16 protein-coding genes and 1 tRNA gene are annotated in these 17,251 nt (G+C 71.2%); 12 read left to right on the forward strand and 5 right to left on the reverse strand.

All coding sequences use genetic code 11. From position 1 onward, the window contains the following. Positions 1-73 precede the first annotated feature (73 nt). The 3 genes from ACFY3J_RS02350 (at position 74) to glmS (ending at position 3,183) form a co-directional block, all read left to right on the forward strand. Positions 74-982, forward strand: a complete 909-nt coding sequence (locus ACFY3J_RS02350; protein ID WP_384179233.1) for a DUF4429 domain-containing protein — start codon at positions 74-76, stop codon at positions 980-982. 112 nt (positions 983-1,094) lie between these two features. Next, on the forward strand, positions 1,095-1,352 hold the full coding sequence (locus ACFY3J_RS02355) for a hypothetical protein (protein WP_361415479.1): 258 nt from the start codon (positions 1,095-1,097) through the stop codon (positions 1,350-1,352). A 13-nt stretch (positions 1,353-1,365) separates the two neighbouring features. Then, positions 1,366-3,183, forward strand: a complete 1,818-nt coding sequence (glmS, locus tag ACFY3J_RS02360) for a glutamine--fructose-6-phosphate transaminase (isomerizing) (RefSeq protein ID WP_384179236.1) — start codon at positions 1,366-1,368, stop codon at positions 3,181-3,183. Positions 3,184-3,361: 178 nt separating this feature from the next. On the opposite strand, the gene ACFY3J_RS02365 is transcribed toward glmS, so the two are convergent. Further along, a complete protein-coding gene (locus tag ACFY3J_RS02365; protein WP_384179238.1) occupies positions 3,362-3,928 on the reverse strand; it encodes a GPR1/FUN34/YaaH family transporter in 567 nt (188 codons plus the stop codon). Positions 3,929-4,083: 155 nt separating this feature from the next. Further along, positions 4,084-4,611, reverse strand: a complete 528-nt coding sequence (locus ACFY3J_RS02370) for a universal stress protein (protein WP_141360652.1) — start codon at positions 4,609-4,611, stop codon at positions 4,084-4,086. Positions 4,612-4,985: 374 nt separating this feature from the next. Between ACFY3J_RS02370 and ACFY3J_RS02375 the strand changes: the two genes are divergently transcribed. From ACFY3J_RS02375 to ACFY3J_RS02395, 5 genes are all read left to right on the forward strand, one after another. Then, on the forward strand, positions 4,986-5,396 hold the full coding sequence (locus tag ACFY3J_RS02375; protein WP_384179240.1) for a hypothetical protein: 411 nt from the start codon (positions 4,986-4,988) through the stop codon (positions 5,394-5,396). Between the two features lie 353 nt (positions 5,397-5,749). Then, complete coding sequence (locus tag ACFY3J_RS02380; protein WP_390839924.1) at positions 5,750-6,967, forward strand: helix-turn-helix domain-containing protein; 1,218 nt, start codon at positions 5,750-5,752, stop codon at positions 6,965-6,967. Positions 6,968-7,103: 136 nt separating this feature from the next. After that, positions 7,104-7,712, forward strand: coding sequence for an oligoribonuclease (gene orn, locus ACFY3J_RS02385; protein ID WP_384179245.1), 609 nt, complete (start codon positions 7,104-7,106; stop codon positions 7,710-7,712). Positions 7,713-7,823: 111 nt separating this feature from the next. Beyond that, positions 7,824-7,896: transfer RNA gene (locus tag ACFY3J_RS02390), tRNA-His, on the forward strand. Between the two features lie 321 nt (positions 7,897-8,217). Then, positions 8,218-8,682: an ankyrin repeat domain-containing protein gene (locus ACFY3J_RS02395; RefSeq protein WP_384179247.1), complete on the forward strand. Its 465-nt coding sequence runs from the start codon at positions 8,218-8,220 to the stop codon at positions 8,680-8,682. Here the strand turns inward: ACFY3J_RS02395 and ACFY3J_RS02400 are convergent. Further along, positions 8,651-9,706: a LacI family DNA-binding transcriptional regulator gene (locus ACFY3J_RS02400; RefSeq protein ID WP_390839926.1), complete on the reverse strand. Its 1,056-nt coding sequence runs from the start codon at positions 9,704-9,706 to the stop codon at positions 8,651-8,653. The two genes, ACFY3J_RS02395 and ACFY3J_RS02400, sit on opposite strands and share 32 nt — an antisense overlap. A 369-nt stretch (positions 9,707-10,075) precedes the next feature. Here ACFY3J_RS02400 and ACFY3J_RS02405 point away from each other — a divergent pair, with 369 nt between their 5' ends. From ACFY3J_RS02405 to ACFY3J_RS02420, 4 genes are all read left to right on the forward strand, one after another. Then, the gene (locus tag ACFY3J_RS02405; protein WP_384179251.1) at positions 10,076-11,443 is read left to right on the forward strand and encodes an ABC transporter substrate-binding protein; all 1,368 of its coding nucleotides are present in this window, start codon (positions 10,076-10,078) and stop codon (positions 11,441-11,443) included. A gap of 5 nt (positions 11,444-11,448) precedes the next feature. Continuing rightward, positions 11,449-12,459 (forward strand): carbohydrate ABC transporter permease, encoded by a 1,011-nt coding sequence (locus tag ACFY3J_RS02410; protein ID WP_384179627.1) that lies wholly within the window; start codon positions 11,449-11,451, stop codon positions 12,457-12,459. 11 nt (positions 12,460-12,470) lie between these two features. Continuing rightward, complete coding sequence (locus ACFY3J_RS02415; RefSeq protein WP_376396132.1) at positions 12,471-13,376, forward strand: carbohydrate ABC transporter permease; 906 nt, start codon at positions 12,471-12,473, stop codon at positions 13,374-13,376. A 175-nt stretch (positions 13,377-13,551) separates the two neighbouring features. After that, on the forward strand, positions 13,552-14,988 hold the full coding sequence (locus ACFY3J_RS02420) for a GH1 family beta-glucosidase (RefSeq protein ID WP_390839928.1): 1,437 nt from the start codon (positions 13,552-13,554) through the stop codon (positions 14,986-14,988). An 81-nt stretch (positions 14,989-15,069) separates the two neighbouring features. Here the strand turns inward: ACFY3J_RS02420 and ACFY3J_RS02425 are convergent, their stop codons facing one another. Together ACFY3J_RS02425 and ACFY3J_RS02430 are read right to left on the reverse strand one after the other, a co-directional pair. Further along, the gene (locus tag ACFY3J_RS02425) at positions 15,070-16,473 is read right to left on the reverse strand and encodes a sensor histidine kinase (protein WP_390839930.1); all 1,404 of its coding nucleotides are present in this window, start codon (positions 16,471-16,473) and stop codon (positions 15,070-15,072) included. Beyond that, positions 16,470-17,174, reverse strand: coding sequence for a response regulator transcription factor (locus tag ACFY3J_RS02430; protein WP_384179257.1), 705 nt, complete (start codon positions 17,172-17,174; stop codon positions 16,470-16,472). Before ACFY3J_RS02430 ends, ACFY3J_RS02425 begins: the two co-directional genes overlap by 4 nt. Between the last annotated feature and the right edge of the window lie 77 nt (positions 17,175-17,251).

Raw genomic sequence — 17,251 nt, forward strand, 5'->3', positions numbered from 1 at the left:
GTTCGGCTCGGGGACTCCATGAGCCCCGACGGTATAGACCACTCTCTCGCAGATGGGGTGAAACAATCTCCCCATGACGGAAATCATCCAGAGCGACGGCACGTGGGTCCTGGACGGCGACGCCCTGAGACTGACCCCGGGACGGGACAAGAACGTCGGTCTGCTGCGCCGGACCCTGGGTGAGATCCGCGTACCGCTCGCCGCTCTGGCGGGCGTTTCGTTCGAGCAGGGCAAGCGGGCCGGGCGGCTCAGGCTGCGGTTGCGCGACGGCGCCGATCCGCTGCTGCACGCGACGGCGGGCCGGCTGACCGAGCCGCACGACCCCTATCAGCTGCTGGTCGAGTCCGAGCGCTACGGGGTCGCCGAATACTTCGTGGACGTGGTCCGTGACGCCCTGCGGCTGGAGCAGGTGCCCTCGGACCCGGTGACGGAGTACCTGCTGCCCGGTCCCGCGCTGCCGCTCTCGGCGTCGGCCGGGGACGGCACGGCGAGCTTCGACGGCGAGCGGGTGCGTCTGGTGTGGAACTGGAAGACGGAGGACACCAAGGCCGCGGGCGGGGCCCGCACGATAGCGCTCGCCGACATCACCGCGGTGGAGTGGCTGCCCGCCGCCGGGCTGGAGAACGGCTTCCTGCGCCTCACCGTGCGGGGCGCGCCCGCCGGCGTCCCGCCCAAGCACGACCCGAACGCCGTGGAGCTGTGGGGTTTCAAGAAGGACCCGCTGATGGCGCTGGTCGCGGCGGCCGTGCAGGCCCGGCTGCCGCATCCGTCCGCGCCGTTGGACGCGGCCGTGGACGGGGCCGTGGACGGCGGGCCCGCCGCGGTGGAGGCCGCGGCCCCCGGCCGGGGCGCGGACGGGGCCGAGGAGGACCACGACGCCCTGCTGAGGCGGCTGCGCGAGCTGGGCGAACTGCACCGCACGGGAGTGCTCACGGACGAGGAGTTCACCCTGGCCAAGCAGGCGGTCCTCAGACGCATGTGAGAACCGCTCCGGGCACCACCGCCACCTCGCCCCTACGGCCTCACCGACACCCCCTGCCCGAAATCGGGCAGGTTTCTTGCGAAAGCCCGCCCCTTACTCCAGAATCCACCGGGTGCACGACGAACTTGTTGATCACCTGACGCGGTCCACACCCCTGAACCGGGGCGAGGCGCTGCGGGTGGTCCAGGACGTGCTCGCCTACTTCGACGAGACGACCGAGGGGTTCGTCCGTCGCCGCCACCGCGAGCTCCAGGCCCAGGGCCTGGTGAACGCGGAGATCTTCGAACGGATCGGGGCGGACCTGAAATACCGGGCGGTGGCACCGCCGGAACTCTCCCTCCGGCAGCTGCGCCGGATCGTCTACGGCTGAGGGATACCTGTACATGTGCGGAATCGTCGGATACATCGGCAAGCGTGACGTCGCCCCCCTGCTCCTGGAAGGCCTTCAGCGCCTGGAGTACCGCGGCTACGACTCCGCGGGCATCGCCGTCACCTCGCCGAAGACGGCCGGCCTGAAGATGGTCAAGGCCAAGGGCCGGGTCCGTGACCTGGAGGCCAAGGTCCCGGCGCGCTTCAAGGGCACCACCGGCATCGCCCACACCCGCTGGGCCACCCACGGCGCCCCCTCCGACGTGAACGCCCACCCGCACATGTCGGCCGACAACAAGGTCGCCGTCGTGCACAACGGCATCATCGACAACGCCTCCGACCTGCGCCGCAAGCTCCAGGCGGACGGCGTGGAGTTCCTCTCCGAGACGGACACCGAGGTGCTCACCCACCTCATCGCCCGCTCCGAGGCCGAGACGCTGGAGGAGAGGGTCCGCGCCGCCGTCCGCCAGGTCGAGGGCACCTACGGCATCGCCGTCCTGCACGCCGACTTCAACGACCGCATCGTGGTGGCCCGCAACGGCTCGCCGGTCGTGCTCGGCATCGGCGAGAAGGAGATGTTCGTCGCCTCCGACATCGCCGCGCTGGTCACCCACACCCGCCAGATAGTCACCCTCGACGACGGCGAGATGGCCACCCTCAAGGCCGACGACTTCCGTACGTACACCACCGAGGGCACCCGCACCACCGCCGAGCCGACCACCGTGGAGTGGGAGGCCGCCTCCTACGACATGGGCGGCCACGACACCTACATGCACAAGGAGATCCACGAGCAGGCCGAGGCCGTGGACCGGGTGCTGCGCGGCCGGATCGACGACCGGTTCGCCACCGTGCACCTCGGCGGCATCAACCTCGACGCCCGCGAGGCGCGCGCGGTGCGCCGGGTCAAGATCCTCGGCTGCGGCACCTCCTACCACGCGGGCATGATCGGCGCCCAGATGATCGAGGAGCTGGCCCGCATCCCCGCCGACGCCGAGCCGGCCTCCGAGTTCCGCTACCGCAACGCGGTGGTCGACCCCGACACGCTGTACATCGCGGTCTCCCAGTCCGGTGAGACGTACGACGTGCTGGCGGCCGTCCAGGAGCTCAAGCGCAAGGGCGCGCGGGTGCTCGGCGTCGTCAACGTGGTGGGCTCCGCCATCGCCCGCGAGGCGGACGGCGGCATCTACGTGCACGCCGGGCCCGAGGTCTGCGTGGTGTCCACCAAGTGCTTCACCAACACCTGCGTCGCCTTCGCGCTGCTCGCCCTGCACCTGGGCCGCATCCGCGACCTGTCGGTGCGCGACGGCAAGCGGATCATCGAGGGCCTGCGCAGGCTGCCGGAGCAGATCTCCGAGATCATGAAGCAGGAGGAGGAGATCGAGCGGCTGGCCCGGGACTACGCCGACGCCCGCTCGATGCTCTTCATCGGCCGGGTCCGGGGCTACCCGGTGGCCCGTGAGGCCTCCCTGAAGCTCAAGGAGGTCTCCTACATCCACGCCGAGGCCTACCCTGCCTCCGAGCTCAAGCACGGCCCGCTGGCCCTGATCGAGCCCGCCCTGCCGACGGTGGCGATCGTGCCGGACGACGACCTGCTGGAGAAGAACCGCGCGGCCATGGAGGAGATCAAGGCCCGCAGCGGCAGGATCCTCGCCGTCGCCCACCAGGAGCAGGAGAAGGCCGACCAGACGATCGTCGTGCCCAAGAACGAGGACGAACTGGACCCGATCCTCATGGGCATCCCCCTCCAACTCCTCGCCTACCACACGGCGTTGGCCCTGGGCCGGGACATCGACAAGCCCCGCAACCTGGCCAAGTCGGTGACGGTGGAGTAGCAGATCGCCCCAAAGGGGCCGCGGGGCTGCATCGACATGCGGCTCCGCCGCGGGGGCGCGACCAGCCCTCACGCACCCGCACAGGCAGAACAACAGACCGGACCCCCACGTGTGCCACCCATCACGCGGGGGTCCGTCTCCATCGCCGGGGAGCATCCCAACCCCCCAGCCTGCGCAGCTAACCGGTGGCCGTCACCCCCCGGCCGGCAGCGCGTCGCGGAAGTTCCGTGGGCCAGTGGGCGAGCGCCGCGGTGGCCGCGTACCAGGCGACGGCTCCCGCCGCCACGGCGAACCAGCCGCCCACCTTCGCCAGGCCGCCGTTGTCGGCGAAGAGCGCGATGGCGAGCAGCACCAGGGAGACGAAGAACAGCCCGTAGGTGCCCTGTCCGAGCACGTCGCCGCCGGCGAGCGTCAACGTCAGGGCCACGAGGGCGAACAGGAGCAGGAAGAGCCCCGCGCCGTTGCCGGAGACCTGGCTGCCCGCCGAGACGGCCCAGGTGAACCAGAGGGCGCCGAGCGCGCAGTAGGCCGTACCGGTCGCGGTGTCGCGATCGCGGAAGGCCAGCAGTCCGGCGACGAACAGCGCGACGCCGCCCACATAGTGAGCGAGTGTCACCGAGTCGTTCGCCGTCACTCCGTTGATGACTTCGGTGTACCCGAGGCCGAAGGCCAGCAGGGTGACACCGAGAGCGAGTCGGCCGAGGATGGTGGTCGTGGTGCTTCCCGCAGAGACGTCGTTGGCCACGGCAAGCTCCCTTCATGCCTGCGCAGTTGTGCGGTGACCGGTATATGCCCTTCACAAGGGCACAAACACCTCTACGCACGAGTAGCTTCACGGAAAGTGCGTGGCCGGAAAGGGAAGTTGGCCGACGTGAGCCCGGCCGGGGCGGAACCGGCCGGCTAAGGAATGACGACGACCGGCCGCTGCGCGCGCTTGGCGAGCCGGCCCGCGACCGAGCCGAACAGGCGCCCCACGAGCCCGTGCGTGGAGCCGACGACGATCGCGTCCGCCTCGTACTCCTTGCCCACCTCTTCGAGTTCGTGGCAGATGTCGCCGCCGCGCTCGACGAGGATCCACGGCACCTCCGCCAGGTACTCCGCGCAGGCGAGTTCGAGGCCGAGGACCTCGGTGCGGTGGTCCGGCACGTCCACGAAGACGGGGGGCTCGCAGCCCGCCCACACCGTGGTGGGCAGCCGGTTGGCGACGTGCACGATGATCAGCCCCGAGTGGGTGCGCAGCGCCATGCCGATCGCATAGGCGAGGGCGCGCTCACTGGAGGTGGATCCGTCGAAGCCGACGACGACGCCGTGCTTGAACGCCGGATCGCAGGGATGGCGTGACTCTTCCGCCGCCAGGGGATCGGCCGCCGTGGGGTCGGCGAGCGGTCGCTTGCGGTCCGCGGGTTCGAAGAATTCGTGACCGGCCATGGCTGTCTCGGCGATGTGATCCTTTGTCGGGGACGACAGTCTGCGGCGAAGCTGTGTCCGGGAATGGTCTTCCCGTCCCCATACCCCCAAGGGTACGGCGGCACGCCTCCTTAGCCCAGATCCCGCGCACTCTCCGTGGCGGTTCACCGGAGCATGCACGAGCCACGCCCGTAAGGCAATGGTTGGTGCCCCGTACAGGCGGTTTGTACGGGATTCACCTTCCGGAACGGGCGGGATCACGGTAACGGCGGGGCGCCACCGGGGGGTCGGGCGGGGTGCCGGCCGCCCGCGTGGAGCCCCGCACGACGCCGCACAGTGACCGACCGATCGGGCACGCGTTGATCCCGGAGAACCGCCGCCGTAGGGAGCACGCAGTGTCCGGACCCCGCACCGCCTCCGACCGACACCCGTTCCCCACACAGGACACCGCACCGGGCATCGCACAGAACAACGGTCGGCGCGCCGCGGCCGACGGGGAGGGCGGCGCCGTGGGCGAGGTGGTGCGCTGGGCCGTCTTCAGCTGCGCACTCGTCCCCGTGGTCCTGCTCTGGTACGGCACCTCGTTCGCCGGCGCCGTCGGCACCGCCCTGGGCCTCGGGGCCGTCACCGGGGCCTGCCGGGCACTGCTGCGCCACTCCGAGCGCGTGGCGGCCCGGCTGCGCGCCGAGGAGCGCGCCCCGCACCAGGACCGCCACCACAGGACGGGGACCGGGGCATACCAGGGCGGTCGGCACCCGACGGAACGGCACCGGTCGGCTGACCGGTTTTTGCGCACGCGACCGTAGCTTTTCAGCCAACTTCTCGTATCCGTGCATTCCCCGGCCGAAGTACCCCTCACCCCCCGTTCGACCTGCACGGAAAGGGCCTCCGCGGCACCGCGCACCCTACGGGGATTGGCCACCACCACGAGGCGCACTTCCCTGCACGCTCCCCGAGTGCAACGCTTCGTGATCGAATGCTTCACGCCAAGTTGCCATGTCGACAATGTGCCGGGTGACGAACTGGTCAACACGGCACGGCGGGACGCAGTAGATTCGATCTTGACTGTCTTACGGCGGGGGACTCGTGCAGGACCGAGGGGAAACGTGCAGGAGCGACACAACCGAGGAGCCGCGACCACCGAGGGGGGCTTAGCAGTATGAGCCACGACTCCACTGCCGCGCCGGAAACCGCGGCCCGGAAGCTGTCCGGGCGACGCCGCAAGGAGATCGTCGCGGTGCTGCTGTTCAGCGGCGGCCCCATCTTCGAGAGTTCCATACCGTTGTCGGTGTTCGGGGTTGACCGCCAGGACGCCGGCGTACCGCGCTACCGACTGCTGGTGTGCGGCGGCGAGGAAGGCCCGCTGCGGACCACAGGGGGCCTGGAACTCACCACACCGCACGGCCTGGAGGCGATCTCACGGGCGGGCACGGTCGTCGTGCCGGCCTGGCGCTCGATCACCTCGCCGCCGCCGGAGGAGGCGCTCGACGCACTGCGCCGGGCGCACGAGGAGGGGGCCCGCATCGTGGGCCTGTGCACCGGGGCGTTCGTACTCGCCGCGGCCGGGCTGCTGGACGGCCGGCCGGCGACCACGCACTGGATGTACGCGCCGACGCTGGCCAAGCGCTATCCGTCGGTGCACGTGGATCCCAGAGAGCTGTTCGTCGACGACGGCGACGTGCTGACGTCGGCCGGTACGGCGGCCGGGATCGACCTGTGCCTGCACATCGTGCGCTCGGACCACGGCAACGAGGCGGCGGGCGCGCTCGCCCGGCGACTGGTGGTCCCGCCTCGCCGGAGCGGAGGCCAGGAACGCTACCTGGACCGCTCTTTACCGGAGGAGATCGGCGCCGACCCGCTCGCCGAGGTCGTCGCCTGGGCGCTGGAGCACCTCCACGAGCAGTTCGACGTGGAGACGCTGGCGGCGCGGGCGTACATGAGCCGGCGAACCTTCGACCGCCGCTTCCGCTCCCTGACCGGGAGCGCGCCGCTGCAGTGGCTGATCACCCAGCGGGTGCTCCAGGCGCAGCGCCTGCTGGAGACGTCCGACTACTCGGTCGACGAGGTGGCGGGCCGCTGCGGCTTCCGCTCCCCCGTGGCACTGCGCGGCCACTTCCGGCGGCAACTGGGCTCGTCCCCGGCGGCGTACCGGGCGGCCTACCGGGCGCGGCGGCCGCAGAACGAGCGGCCGGGAGATGGTGACCTCGCGTCGGGGACGGCCGGCATGCCGGGCGGCCCGGGACCGCACTCCGGGGCGGCCCCGGCCGGGCCCGCGTCGCCGCTGCCCTCCTTCCACCCGGACGGCCAGGTGCCCCACCAGGCTCGCCGCACGGCGGCCCTGTCGGCGAGCGTTCCGGGCCAGCGCGGCGGTTCCTGACCCCCGGCGGCCGGGTGGACGGGCCTTCTGGTCCCGTCCGCCCGGCCGTCCCGGCGCGGAGCCGCGCCGGCCGTTGTCCGACGAGGGCGCCGCACGGTCGGTCCGGGTCGCGGCGGGGCGCCGTAAGGTGAGACACATGAACGATCGCATGGTGTGGATCGACTGCGAGATGACCGGCCTCTCGCTGTCCGACGACGCGCTCATCGAGGTGGCCGCCCTCGTCACCGACTCCGAGCTGAACGTACTCGGCGAGGGAGTCGACATCGTCATCCGGCCGCCGGATGCGGCGCTGGAGACGATGCCGGAGGTGGTGCGTGAGATGCACACCGCGTCCGGCCTGCTCGCCGAGCTGGCCGGCGGCACGACGCTCAAGGACGCCGAGGAGCAGGTCCTGGCCTACGTACGGGAGTACGTCAAGGAGCCCGGCAAGGCCCCGCTGTGCGGAAACTCGGTCGGCACCGACCGCGGCTTCCTGCTGCGCGACATGCCGACGCTGGAGGGCTATCTCCACTACCGGATCGTGGACGTGTCCTCGATCAAGGAGCTGGCCCGGCGCTGGTACCCGCGGGCGTACTTCAACAGCCCGGAGAAGAACGGCAACCACCGCGCCCTGGCCGACATCCGCGAGTCCATCGCGGAGTTGCGCTACTACCGCGAGGCCGTCTTCGTCCCGCAGCCCGGCCCCGACTCCGACACCGCCAAGACGATCGCGGCGAAGCACGTCCTGCCTGCTCAGCAGGCATAGCGGGGTCCCGCGAAGGGGCGCCGCGAAACCTGTGCGCGAGCACCCCTTCCGACCCTGTAGACTTCTTCTCGGCCGGTCGGGGAAACCGCAGAATCCCTCGGACCGGTCATGGTGGGTGTAGCTCAGCTGGTAGAGCACCTGGTTGTGGTCCAGGATGCCGCGGGTTCGAGTCCCGTCACTCACCCTTCACCGAGAGGCCGGTGACCTGGTACCCCAGGTCACCGGCCTCTTGCGTAGGCGCGGCGCGTCAATCGCCTTGGATGCCGCAGTCAGTCCGGTGGTGCCCGTCGGCGACGGACGGGTGCGGCCGCCGCGCGATGTGCCAGTCACGGTGTGCGTGCCGCACATGGCGATCACGCGGTCATACGGGCTGCCCTCTTGTAACCCGCCAGTCCGTCACCGACCACGCGCGCAGGCCAGTACCCGGCCCCCGCGAGGGCCATTCCGGCACGGGCGCCTCCTGACCGCCGCAGGGCCACCTGCCGGGCCGGTAACCTCGGCGGTCATGAACCGACGGCAGCGCAAGAAACTCTCCGGGCACCTCGTCTCGGCAGTCGTGCTGGGCGACACCGCTCGCGCGAAGGCGCTGCTGCGGGCCGGTGCCGATCCGGAGCAAGCGGACAGGGAGGGCACCACCCCGCTCTATGTGGCGTCCGTGCAAGGGCAGGTCGAGATGGCCCGCCTGCTTCTCGCGGCCGGGGCCCGTCCGGACACCGAGAGCGGGCGCGGAGCGGAAGGCACGCCCCTGTGCGCGGCCGCTTGCTGGGGGCACACGGAGACGGTGCGCGCGCTCCTGGCGCACAAAGCCGATCCGAATCTTCGTGAGGATCACGGCACGGGCCGCTCTCCCCTGGAGTGGGCGGCCGCCGATTCCCATTCCGAGACCGTCGCCCTTCTCGTCGCGGCGGGAACCACCCGGCCCGGCGGGCCGGGGCCCGCTACGACGACGTCCGCACCACCAGCTCCGTAGGCAGTACGAGCTGCCGCCGCTCCAGTCCCCGGGACACCGCCGGGCGGCGGTCGGCGATCTCGTTCAGCAGGAGGTCGATCATCGCGCGGCCCATCTCCTCGATGGGCTGACGGACGCTGGTCAGTGGCGGATCCATGTGGCGGGCGATGGCGGAGTCGTCGTAGCCGACCAGGGCCACGTCGTCGGGGATGCGGCGGCCCGCCTCGCGCAGCACCTGGCGGGCGCCGGCCGCCGTGACGTCGGAGGCGGCGAAGACGGCGTCCAGGTCGGGGCGGTGCTCCAGCAGGCGCGTCATCGCGCGGCGGCCGCCGCCCTCGGTGAAGTCTCCCTGGGCCACGAGGAGTTCGTCCACCTCCAGGCCCGCGTCCCGCAGGGCGTCGCGGTAGCCGTCGACGCGGCGCTGGGCGCCGTAGACGTCCATGTGGCCGGTGATGTGGGCGACGGTGCGGCAGCCGCGGGCCATCAGGTGCTCCACGGCGGAACGGGCGCCTCCGTAGTTGTCGGAGTCCACCGAGGTCAGGGTCTCGCCCGCCGATCGCGGACCGCTGATCACGGCCGGGATCTCCAGCTGGGCCAGCATGTCCGGCAGCGGGTCGTCGGCATGCACCGAGACCAGCAGGACACCGTCCACCCGGTGCGCGGCCAGGTACTGGGCCAGCCGCTGCCGCTTCTGGTCGCTGCCGGCGAAGATCAGCAGCAACTGCATCTCCGTGTCCGACAGTCCGGCGCCGACACCCCGCAGCATGTCCGAGAAGTACGGCTCGGCGAAGAAGCGGGTCTCCGGCTCGGGCACGACGAGGGCGATCGCGTCGGTGCGGTTGGCGGCGAGGGCGCGGGCGGCCGTGTTGGGGACGTAGCCGAGTTCGGCCACCGCCGCCTCGACTGCGGCCCGGGTGGCGTCGCTGACCCGGGGCGAGCCGTTGATCACCCGTGAGACGGTGCCGCGGCCGACGCCGGCCCGCGCGGCGACCTCTTCGAGGGTCGGCCGACCGCCGCTCCGGCCCCGCGCTCCGTGGCCTGTCATTGGCTCCGCCCTTCCGCCGTCGAAACCGCCTTGGCCTGGAATGTAACAGTCTCCCGAGCGCGGACGCCGTGCCCGGGGGCCGCCGCGGCGCGCCCCGGGGGACGGGCCGGCTCCGCATGCCCGGGTCGAGGACCTCACCCCTCCCGCGTTAGTTAACAGGCCGATAACCGAACGCATTTGTCCTCGCTCACACCCTTGACACCCCCGCTCGAACCCGCGACTCTTCAACACATCACTGGTGGGAGCGCTCCCACAGTACCTGACACATACACAACCCGCACGTTCCCCGCCCGAGCCGCAGCGAGTACAAAACGGGCCCAACATGCAGTTGGCCGGGGGGTCGGCACGTCAGGGCAACAGGAGGACGCAATGCGAGCACGTCTGCTCCCCCCTTCTCGACTTCGTTCGAGTGGGGGGACCCCCATCGCCCGTAAGGCGGTGGTCCTGGCGGCAGCCGCGTCGCTGGGCGCCGGGCTGCTGGCCGGCTGCTCCAGCGACAGCGGAGACGAGTCCGGCTCGTCGAGCGGCGGTGGCAACGGCGGTGGTGCCAAGGTCACGATCACGATGGGCCTCTTCGGCACGATGGGCTTCAAGGAGGCCGGCCTCTACACCGAGTACGAGAAGCTGCACCCCGACATCAAGATTCAGGAAAACGTCGTCGAGCGCAACGAGAACTACTACCCGGCGCTCGTCAACCACCTCACCACCAACAGCGGCCTGATGGACGTCCAGGCCATCGAGGTCGGCAACATCGCCGAGGTCGTCGCCACCCAGGCAGCCAAGTTCGAGGACCTCTCCAAGGCCTCGGGCGTGGACAAGAGCAACTGGCTGGACTGGAAGTGGCAGCAGGCCACCACCAAGGACAACCAGACCATCGGCCTGGGCACCGACATCGGCCCGATGGCGATCTGCTACCGCAAGGACCTCTTCGAGCAGGCCGGACTGCCCACCGACCGCGAGGAGGTCGGCAAGCTCTGGGCGGGCGACTGGAACAAGTTCGTCACGGCAGGCGAGACGTTCAAGAAGAAGGCGCCCAAGGGCACCTACTTCATGGACTCCCCCGGCGGCCTGATCAACGCGATCCTCAGCAGTGAGGAGGAGAAGTTCTACGACGCCTCCGGCAACGTCATCTACAAGACGAACCCCGCTGTCAAGGCCGCCTTCGACCTGACGGCCAAGGCCGCCCAGGAGGGACTGGTCCAGTCGCAGACGCAGTTCCAGCCGGCCTGGGACCAGACGATCGCGAACAACAAGTTCGCCACCGTCGCCTGCCCGCCGTGGATGCTCGGCACCATCAAGGGCAAGTCGCAGCCGGACGCGGCCGGCAAGTGGGACGTCGCCGTGCCGCCCAAGGGCGGCAACTGGGGCGGCTCCTTCCTGGCCGTGCCCAAGAGCGGCAAGCACGTGAAGGAGGCGACGGAGTTCATCACCTGGTTGACCGCTCCCGAGCAGCAGGCGAAGCTGTTCGCCGTCCAGGGCAGCTTCCCGAGCGCGCCGGGCGCCTACACCATGCCGTCGGTGACCGACGCGAAGAACGAGATGACCGGTGACGCGCCCATCGGCCAGATCTTCGCGGAGGCCGCCAAGTCCATCCCGGTCCAGACGATCGGCCCGAAGGACCAGATCGTCCAGCAGGGCCTGACGGACAACGGCGTCATCCTCGTGACGAAGGGCAAGTCGCCCGCCGACGCCTGGAAGACGGCCACGAAGACCATCGACAACAACCTGGAGAAGTGACCGGTATGGCCACCCGGCACGACACCGCCGCGCCCCCCGAGAAGGAGGGGGGCGCGGCCCCGGGCCGCCCGGCGACCGACACCGCCGACGCGGAGCACCGGCGCCGGGCGCGGCTGTCCCGCCGCTGGCAGCGGGACATGCGGTGGAGCCCGTACGCGTTCGTCTCGCCGTTCTTCCTGCTGTTCGTCGCCTTCGGGCTGTTCCCGTTGATCTACACGGCGTGGGCCTCGCTGCACACGGTGGAGCTGACGGCGCCGACCGACATGGAGTGGGCGGGGCTGCGCAACTACACCCGCATCTTCGACGACGAGTTCTTCTGGAACGCGGCGCGGAACACCCTGACGATCGGTCTCATCTCCACGGTTCCACAGTTGCTGATGGCGATGGGCCTGGCGCACATCCTGAACTACCGGCTGCGTGCCTCGACCTTCTACCGGGTCGCGATGCTCGCGCCGTACGCGACTTCGATCGCCGCCGCCTCCCTGGTCTTCGTGCTGCTCTTCGGCCGCGACTACGGCATGATCAACTGGGTGCTGCACGCGGTCGGCTTCGACAACGTCGACTGGCAGAACGACAAGTGGCCCTCCCAGATAGCCGTCTCCACGATCGTCATCTGGCGCTGGACGGGCTACAACGCGCTGATCTACCTGGCGGCGATGCAGGCCATCCCGAACGACCTGTACGAGTCGGCGGCCCTGGACGGCGCCAACCGGTTCCGGCAGTTCTTCCACGTCACCCTGCCGCAGCTGCGTCCGACCATCCTGTTCACCGCCGTCGTGTCGACCATCGGCGCCAGCCAGCTCTTCGGCGAGGCGCTGCTGTTCGACGCCAACAAGGGTGCCTCCGGCGGTGCCGAGCACCAGTTCCAGACGCTGGGCCTGTACCTGTACGAGCAGGGCTGGGTGAACCAGCACCTGGGCCGGGCCTCCGCGATCGCCTGGACGATGTTCCTGATCCTGATCGTGATCGGCGTGGTCAACTACGTCATCTCGCGCCGGCTGCGCGCCAGTAGTTAAGGAGACCGGCCGTGACGACGACGACCCTGACCGAACCCGAGACGCCGACCGCCGGGCCGCGCCGGACGCGCCGGCCCAAGGCCGCCCGCGCGGGCGGGCAGCTGCACGCGGGCCCGATCGCGTACGTGATCCTGGCCCTGTTCACCATCGGGTCGCTGTTCCCACTGGTGTGGACGGCGATCGCCGCGTCCCGGAACAACAACCGGCTGGCGCAGACCCCGCCGCCCTTCTGGTTCGGCTCGAACCTGATGCACAACCTCCAGGTCGCCTGGACGGACGCCAACCTGGGCAAGGCGTTCGTCAACACCACGATCGTGGCGGGGATCTCCGCGGCGACGGTCGTGTTCCTGTCCACGATCGCCGGCTTCGCCTTCGCCAAGCTGCGCTTCAGGGGCCGGGGCGCGCTGATGCTGATCGTGATCGGCACGATGATGGTGCCGCCGCAGCTCAGCATCATCCCGCTGTACATGATGGTGGCCAAGCTGGACTGGACCGACCAGTTGCAGGCGGTGATCCTGCCGTCGCTGGTCAGCGCGTTCGGTGTGTTCTTCATGCGGCAGTACCTGCTCCAGGCGCTGCCGGACGAGGTCATCGAGGCCGCCCGGGTGGACGGCGCGAGCAGCTGGCGCGTGGTGTGGCACGTGGTGTTCCCGGCGGCGCGGCCGGCGATGGCCGTGCTGGGGATGCTGATGTTCGTGCAGACCTGGAACGACTTCCTGTGGCCCTTCCTGGTGCTGACCCAGACCGGCAACCCGACCGTGCAGGTCGCCCTCGCGGGTCTGGGCCGCGGCTACACCCCCGACCAGTCCCTGATCATGGCGGGCGCGCTGCTCGGCACGCTGCCGCTGCTGCTGGTCTTCGCGATCTTCGGCAAGCAGATCGTGGGCGGCATCATGCAGGGCGCGGTCAAGGGCTGACGCCCGCGGCCCGCTCCCCGCACGCGCGGCGGCCCGGCCGCCGCGCACACCCCCGCCTTTCCGGGGGCCGGGTCACCGTGGTCCCGGCCCCTTGTCCCTCTGTCCACGTCGACCCCTGTCCACCCTCCCCTTTTCGAACCGTCGGTCTTTCACGACCATCTATGGGAGCGCTTCCATGCCTGAGTCCGCACAGCCGGTGACCCCGGTGACCTTTCCGCCCGCCTTCCTCTGGGGCGCCGCGACCTCCGCGTACCAGATCGAGGGGGCGGTGCGGGAGGACGGCCGTACGCCCTCGATCTGGGACACCTTCAGCCACACCCCGGGCAAGACCGCCGGTGGCGAAACCGGTGACATCGCTGTCGACCACTACCACCGCTACCGCGATGACGTGGCCCTGATGGCGGACCTGGGTCTGAACGCCTACCGCTTCTCCATCTCCTGGCCGCGCGTGCAGCCGACCGGCCGGGGCCCCGCCGTCCAGGTGGGCCTGGACTTCTACCGCCGTCTCGTGGACGAACTGCTGGAACGCGGGATCAAGCCGGCGGTCACCCTCTACCACTGGGACCTGCCGCAGGAACTGGAGGACGCGGGCGGCTGGCCGGAGCGCGAGACCGCGCTGCGCTTCGCGGAGTACGCGCAGATCGTCGGTGAGGCGCTCGGCGACCGGGTGGAGCAGTGGATCACCCTCAACGAGCCGTGGTGCACCGCCTTCCTGGGCTACGGCTCCGGGGTGCACGCGCCGGGCCGCACCGAGCCCGCGGCCACACTGCGCGCGGCCCACCACCTGAACCTGGCGCACGGCCTGGGCGCTCAGGCGCTGCGGTCGGTGATGCCGGCCCGCAACTCGGTCGCGGTCAGCCTCAACTCCTCGGTGATCCGCACCGTCTCGCAGGACCCGGCGGACCTGGCGGCGGCCCGGAAGATCGACGACCTGGCCAACGGGGTCTTCCACGGCCCGATGCTGCACGGGGCGTACCCGGCCACGCTGCTGGAGGCCACCTCGTCGATCACGGACTGGTCCTACGTCCTGGACGGCGATCTGCGCACCGCCCACCAGCCGCTGGACGCGCTCGGCCTCAACTACTACACGCCGGCCCTCGTGTCGGCGGCGGACACGACGTCGGAGGGCCCGCGGGCCGACGGTCACGGGGCGAGCGCGCACTCGCCGTGGCCCGGCGCGGACGACGTGGCGTTCCACCAGACGCCGGGCGACCGCACCGAGATGGGCTGGACGATCGACCCGAGCGGCCTGCACGAGCTGATCATGCGCTACTCCCAGGAGGCGCCGGGGGTGGCGCTGTACGTCACCGAGAACGGCGCCGCCTACGACGACAAGGTGGACGCCGACGGCCGCGTGCACGACCCGGAGCGCATCGCCTACCTGCACTCCCACCTGGCGGCGGTGCGCCGGGCCATCACGGACGGCGCCGACGTCCGCGGATACTACCTGTGGTCCCTGATGGACAACTTCGAGTGGGCCTACGGGTACGGCAAGCGGTTCGGTGCGGTCTACGTCGACTACAGCACCCTCGCCCGGATCCCGAAGTCCAGCGCCCACTGGTACGGGAGGGCGGCCCGCACCGGGGAGCTGCCGCCGCCGGACGCCGCCTGACGGCCCGTCCGGCTCCCAGCGCGCCCCGGCCGGATCGGGGGTGAGCCGGCCGGGGCGCTTTCCCGCCCGCGGCGCGGGTGTTCAGGGAAGGGACCGGGCACGGCCGAGGCGCGCGCCGGACCTCCCCGGCCGGCGGCGGCGCACCGCTCCCCGGTGACCCGAGCGCACCGGGGAGCGCGGGTCGAGCTGGATCCGGATCCGCACCTCCGTGCCGCCGAGCACGGAGGAGCCGATGCGGACGTCTCCGCCGGTGGACTCCGCGAGCCGGCGCACGATGTCCAGGCCGAGCCCCGTGGAGCCGTCGTTCCCCGATCCGCGTCCGCGCAGCATCGCCGCCTCCGGGTCGGGTATGCCGGGCCCGGCGTCGGAGACGAGCACGATCACCGCGTCGTCGCCGTTGTGCACGTCGACCGCGAACGCCGTGCCCTCGGCGGTGTGCCGGAAGACGTTGCCGAGCAGGGCGTCCAGCGCGGCCGCGAGGTCGGCGCGGGCCACGGGTATGCGCACCGGCCGCTCGGCCCCGGCCACCCGCCACTTGCGGCCCTCGTCCTCGGCGAGCGCCGACCAGAACTCCATGCGCTCCCGCACGACTTCGGCCGCGTCGCACCCGGCGCCCGGACCGGCGGCCGCCGTCTGCGGCTTGGCCTCGCGGGCGGTGCGGATGATCGTGTCGACCTCGCGCTCCAGCTGGGCGACCGCCGTCCGGGTCTGCTCGGCGGCGGGTCCGGCTCCGAGCGAGGCCGCGTTCAGCCGCAGCACGGTCAGCGGCGTACGCAGCCGGTGGGACAGGTCGGCCGCCAGTTCGCGTTCGTTCGCCAGCAGTTGGACGACCTGGTCGGCCATGGAGTTGAACGCGGCCGCCGCGAGCCGCAGTTCGGTCGGCCCCTCCTCGGGCACCCGGGCACCCAGCCTGCCCTCGCCCAGTTCGTGCGCGCCCTCGACCAGCCGCTGCGCGGGCCGCACCATCCGTACGCCGAGCCGGTCGGCGACGGCGACCGAGCCGACGACGAGCGCCGCGCCCACACCGGCGAGCACCGCCCAGGCCGTGCCCACGCCGTTGCGGACCTCGGACTCGGGGACGTAGACCTCGACGACGGCGATGGCGCCGGAGCTCAGCGCGACCGGCTGGAGCAGCGTGGACCCGCCGGGCACCTCGGCGGTGGAGGCGCGGCCCATCTCCCGCACGGTCGCGATGTCCTCGCCGGTGGCCCGGGCGCGGCCGATCTCGACGGCCGCCGCGCCGTCGACGGCCGGCACGTGCACGGCCATGCGGGCGTTGGAGCCGGCCGAGGCGACGACCCGCTCCAACTGCTCGCGCTCGGTGGTGATGGACAGGGCGGGGGCGACCGCGGCGGCCTGGCGCTCGGCGTTGGAGAAGGCGCGGTCCCGGGCCATCTCCTTGATGACCAGGGCGAGCGGGACGGCGAAGGCGATCACGACCATCGTGGTGACCGCGAGGCAGACCTTGACCAGTGCCCATCTCATCGCGGCGGCTCCGCTCCGGGCGGCTCCAGCTTCACGCCCACGCCCCGCAGGGTGTGCAGATAGCGGGGCCGGGCGGCCGTCTCGCCCAACTTCCGTCGCAGCCAGGACAGATGGACGTCTATCGTCTGGTCGTCGCCGTAGGACTGCCGCCACACCTCGGCCAGCAGCTCCTTGCGCGCCACGACCACTCCCGGCCGCCCGGCGAGGAAGGCGAGCAGGTCGAACTCACGCCGGGTCAGGTCCAGCCGCGCCCCGTCCAGTTCGGCCTGGCGGCGCAACGGGTCGACGGTCAGGCCGCCGACCCGGAGCACGGTGGACGGCGGGTGCTCCCCGGTGGCGGAGCGGGCCCGGCGCAGTACGGCGGCCATGCGCGCGGACAGGTGCTCGACGGAGAACGGCTTGGTCAGGTAGTCGTCCGCCCCGGCGTTGAGCAGCCGGACGATCTCCGCCTCGTCGTCCCGGGCGGTGGCGATGATGACGGGCACGTCGGTGATGCCGCGCAGCATCTTCAGCGCCTCCGAGCCGTCCAGATCGGGCAGTCCGAGGTCCAGCACGACCACGTCGAAGCGGAGGTGGGCGACCTCGCGCAGCGCCTCCAGCGCCGTACCGACGCTGCGCACGGTGTGCGAGGCGTCGGTCAGGTGCCGGATGAGCGCCGAGCGTACGAACGGGTCGTCCTCGACCACGAGAACACTTGCCATGCGCCGCACCGTACGCCATGGGGGCGGACCCGGCAGGGGCCTGTGGACAACTCCGGCAGAGCTCCAACCGCTTGTGG

Source organism: Streptomyces sp. NPDC001231 (genome assembly GCF_042896885.1).
Classification (GTDB): Bacteria; Actinomycetota; Actinomycetes; order Streptomycetales; family Streptomycetaceae; genus Streptomyces.